Raw genomic sequence first — 3351 nt, 5'->3', positions numbered from 1 at the left:
TGGGCGTCCACGCAAAACGCTCGGCTGGGCGACCCCAGCCGAGCGATTGCGGGAACTGTTAACTTCTGCGTGAGCCCGTACCACCGTACGAGTGTTGCAACGACCCCTAGAACCCAAGAAGTACAGGGCGCTTCGGGTGCGTTCGAGCCCCAGCCCCGGAACCCCACCGCCCCGACATACGCGACGACCCCCGATATGTCGTGACATATCGGGGGTCGTGAACGATATCGGGGCGGTTACCGCCTCGGACGGCGTGGGGATCAGCCCTGAGCAGCCGGTGGGGTGCCGGGGCTCGGGCGGCGTCTGATTCAGCCCTCGGGAGCGACGTCCGGGGTGCCATCGTCCTTGGCGGAGAGCTCCGGCTCGAAGCTGCCGGTGAGCAGGTACTCGACCTTCTGGGAGACGTTGACGGCCTGGTCGCCGAACCGCTCGAAGTAGCGGGCAAGCAGCGTGACGTCGGCGATCTGCGAGGGCGTCACGACGGTCATGTCCGCCTCGGCGATGAGGGAGAAGACCCGCAGGTGCAGCTGGTCGAGCTCCTGGTCGATATTCGAGATCATCGGGACCGCGCCGAGGCCGGGGTTCTCCAGCAGCTGGACCATCGCGACGGCGATCCGGTGGGCGGACCGGGCGAAGCTGGAGAACACGTCGACGAACCCGGCGGGGATCGCCTCGTGCGGGTGGCGGATGCGGACCTGGGAGGCGATGTGGCGGGCGAGGTCGCCCATGCGCTCCATCGCGACACTCATCTTGAGCGCGGCGATGACGACGCGCAGGTCGACGGCCACCGGGGCCTGGCGGGCGATGAACCTCGCGGCCTCGCGGTCGATCTCCGCGACGAGCATGTCGATGACGGAGTCACCGTCGATGACCTTCTCCGCACGGTCGAGATCGTTGTCCAACAGGGCGTTGTTGGCGTTGTCGACGGCTTCGAGGACCTTCTTCGCCAGGGCGATGAGGTCGGTCGAGATGGCGTCGAGCTCGTTCTTGAAGACTTCGCGCACGGGCCGAGGTCCTTTCCGGAGTGTCGATGTGCGGCCGCAGTGTGCCCACGGCCGGCTCCACGGTCCCAGGATCGGGTGAATCCTTTCCGAGCACCAGGTGAACTCTAGGGCACATCGGCCACCCGTGGCACGGTTCCGCGTCACCGGGGAGCGCACTCGTCCTAGAGTGGTCGCGTGGAATTGTTGGTGATCGCCGTGCTCACGGGAGTCGTCGGCCTCGGACTGGGGGTCGCGGGGATCCTCGCGTTCCGTTTTTCCGAACGCAGCCGGGACACCACGGACTTCCACTCCGATGGGGAGTTGCCCGACGGCATCGCCGAGGTGCTCGCGGTCGTCCCGAGCGCTGCGGTCGTCATCGACGCCGGCAACGACGTCGTCAAGGCCTCGCCCGCCTCCTACACCTACGGTCTCGTGCGCGGGCACTCGCTCGCCTCGATCGACCTCGCCGAGGTGGTCGAACGCGTCCGCGTCCGCGGACTCATCGAGGAGCTCGACTTCGAACAGACCCGGTCCCCGGAGTCCCGGACCACCCGCTACCTGCACGCCCGCGTCGCGCCGTTGGGCACGGCCTTCGTCCTCGTCCTGTGCGACGACCACACGGAGTCCCGCCGGGTCGACGCGGTGCGGCGCGACTTCGTGGCGAACGTGTCCCACGAACTCAAGACCCCGATCGGGGCGATCTCCTTGCTCGCCGAGGCGGTCACGGACTTCTCCGACGACCCGGAGGCCGTGGAGCGGTTCGGCGGCCGGATGCAGCAGGAGTCGAAGCGGCTCTCGCAGCTCGTCCAGGAGATCATCGACCTCTCCCGCGTGCAGGACCACGAGGCGCCGGCCGCCGCGGAGACCGTGTCCGTCGCCGAGGTGGTGAAGGACGCCGTCGACCGCGCCTCGACCGCCGCGGAGGCCAAGAGCATCGAGCTCGGCGTGTCGACGGGTGAGGACTGGTACGTCTCCGGCAGTTATGAATTGTTGGTGAACGCGGTCCGGAACCTCGTCGACAACGCGATCAACTACTCGAACGAGGGCACCCGGGTGGGCGTCGGCGTGAGACTCGTCGACGAACGGGTGGGGATCACGGTCACGGACCAGGGCATCGGCCTGAGCACCGAGGACACCGAGCGCGTCTTCGAACGCTTCTACCGGGTCGACCCGGCACGCTCCCGGGTGACCGGGGGGACGGGCCTGGGTCTGAGCATCGTCAAGCACATCGTCGCGACCCACAACGGCGAGATGAAGGTCTGGAGCAAACTGGGACAGGGCTCGACCTTCACCATCCTGCTCCCCCTGAGCGTCCCACCCGGTGAGGAACCGGGGCCCGGGAACACGGGCAGGCCGCCCCAGGCCGTCGTGTCACCGGGTGAGGTGTCACCCGACGAGGTACCGCCGGACGCTGCGTCCGCGGACATCGGGGAGACGAATACCTCGGAGGAGGACCCCGCGGGCGCCTCGGCGGCGCCGGACGGGACGACCACATCGGGGGCGACCCCCGACCACGACCACGGGTCCGCCGACCCCGGGGCGTACGCTCCGGGTGAGGCGGCCATCCAGGAACGACGGACGAAGGAACAGACGACGTGACACGCATACTTCTCGTCGAGGACGAGGACTCGATCTCGGACCCGCTCTCCTACCTGCTCGGCAAGGAGGGCTACGAGGTCACGATCGCCCCGACCGGGGTCGACGCACTGGCGGAGTTCGACCGGACGGGTGCCGATCTCGTCCTCCTCGACCTCATGCTGCCAGGAGTCCCGGGGACCGAGGTGTGCCGTCTGATCCGGACGAAGTCCGCGGTGCCGATCATCATGCTCACCGCCAAGGACTCGGAGATCGACAAGGTCGTGGGCCTGGAGCTCGGCGCCGACGACTACGTGACGAAGCCCTACTCCTCCCGCGAGCTGCTCGCCCGGATCCGCGCGGTGATGCGCCGCGGGGGTGAGGCCGAGGGCGCCGTCGAGAGCATCCTCGAGGCCGGCGGTGTGCGGATCGACGTCGACCGTCACGTCGCGAGCGTCCGCGGCGAGGAACTCCAGCTGCCGCTCAAGGAGTTCGAGCTGCTGGAGATGCTCGTCCGCAACGCCGGCCGGGTCATGACCCGGGGTCAGCTCATCGACCGCATCTGGGGGCAGGACTACGTGGGCGACACGAAGACCCTCGACGTGCACATCAAGCGCCTGCGCGCCAAGGTCGAGGTCGAGCCCTCCGAACCCCGCCTGCTCATCACCGTCCGTGGTCTCGGGTACAAGTTGGAGGCCTGAGTCCGACACCGCCCACGCCCCGGCACCCCACCCGGGGCCCGATACACGAGAGAGGGGCCCGAGGACATCGTCCTCGGGCCCCTCTCTCGTGT

At 68.5% G+C, this 3351-nt stretch carries 3 protein-coding genes; 2 read left to right on the top strand and 1 reads right to left on the bottom strand.

What is annotated here, in order from left to right; translation table 11 throughout:
• Positions 1–308: 308 nt before the first annotated feature.
• The gene (phoU, locus tag AAD496_RS14660) at positions 309–1004 is read right to left on the bottom strand and encodes a phosphate signaling complex protein PhoU (RefSeq protein ID WP_349829607.1); all 696 of its coding nucleotides are present in this window, start codon (positions 1002–1004) and stop codon (positions 309–311) included.
• Positions 1005–1178: 174 nt separating this feature from the next.
• On the opposite strand from phoU, the gene AAD496_RS14655 reads away from it, so the two are divergent.
• Both AAD496_RS14655 and AAD496_RS14650 read left to right on the top strand, forming a co-directional pair.
• Positions 1179–2582 (top strand): sensor histidine kinase, encoded by a 1404-nt coding sequence (locus AAD496_RS14655; protein WP_349829606.1) that lies wholly within the window; start codon positions 1179–1181, stop codon positions 2580–2582.
• The gene (locus tag AAD496_RS14650; protein WP_349829605.1) at positions 2579–3259 is read left to right on the top strand and encodes a winged helix-turn-helix domain-containing protein; all 681 of its coding nucleotides are present in this window, start codon (positions 2579–2581) and stop codon (positions 3257–3259) included. The genes AAD496_RS14655 and AAD496_RS14650 overlap by 4 nt, the downstream gene beginning before the upstream one ends.
• Positions 3260–3351 lie beyond the last annotated feature (92 nt).

The organism is Brevibacterium litoralis, assembly GCF_040212315.1.
Taxonomy (GTDB): Bacteria; Actinomycetota; Actinomycetes; order Actinomycetales; family Brevibacteriaceae; genus Brevibacterium; species Brevibacterium litoralis.
Note: the sequence above shows the minus strand (reverse complement) of the source record. Positions and strands in the feature narration are given on the sequence as shown.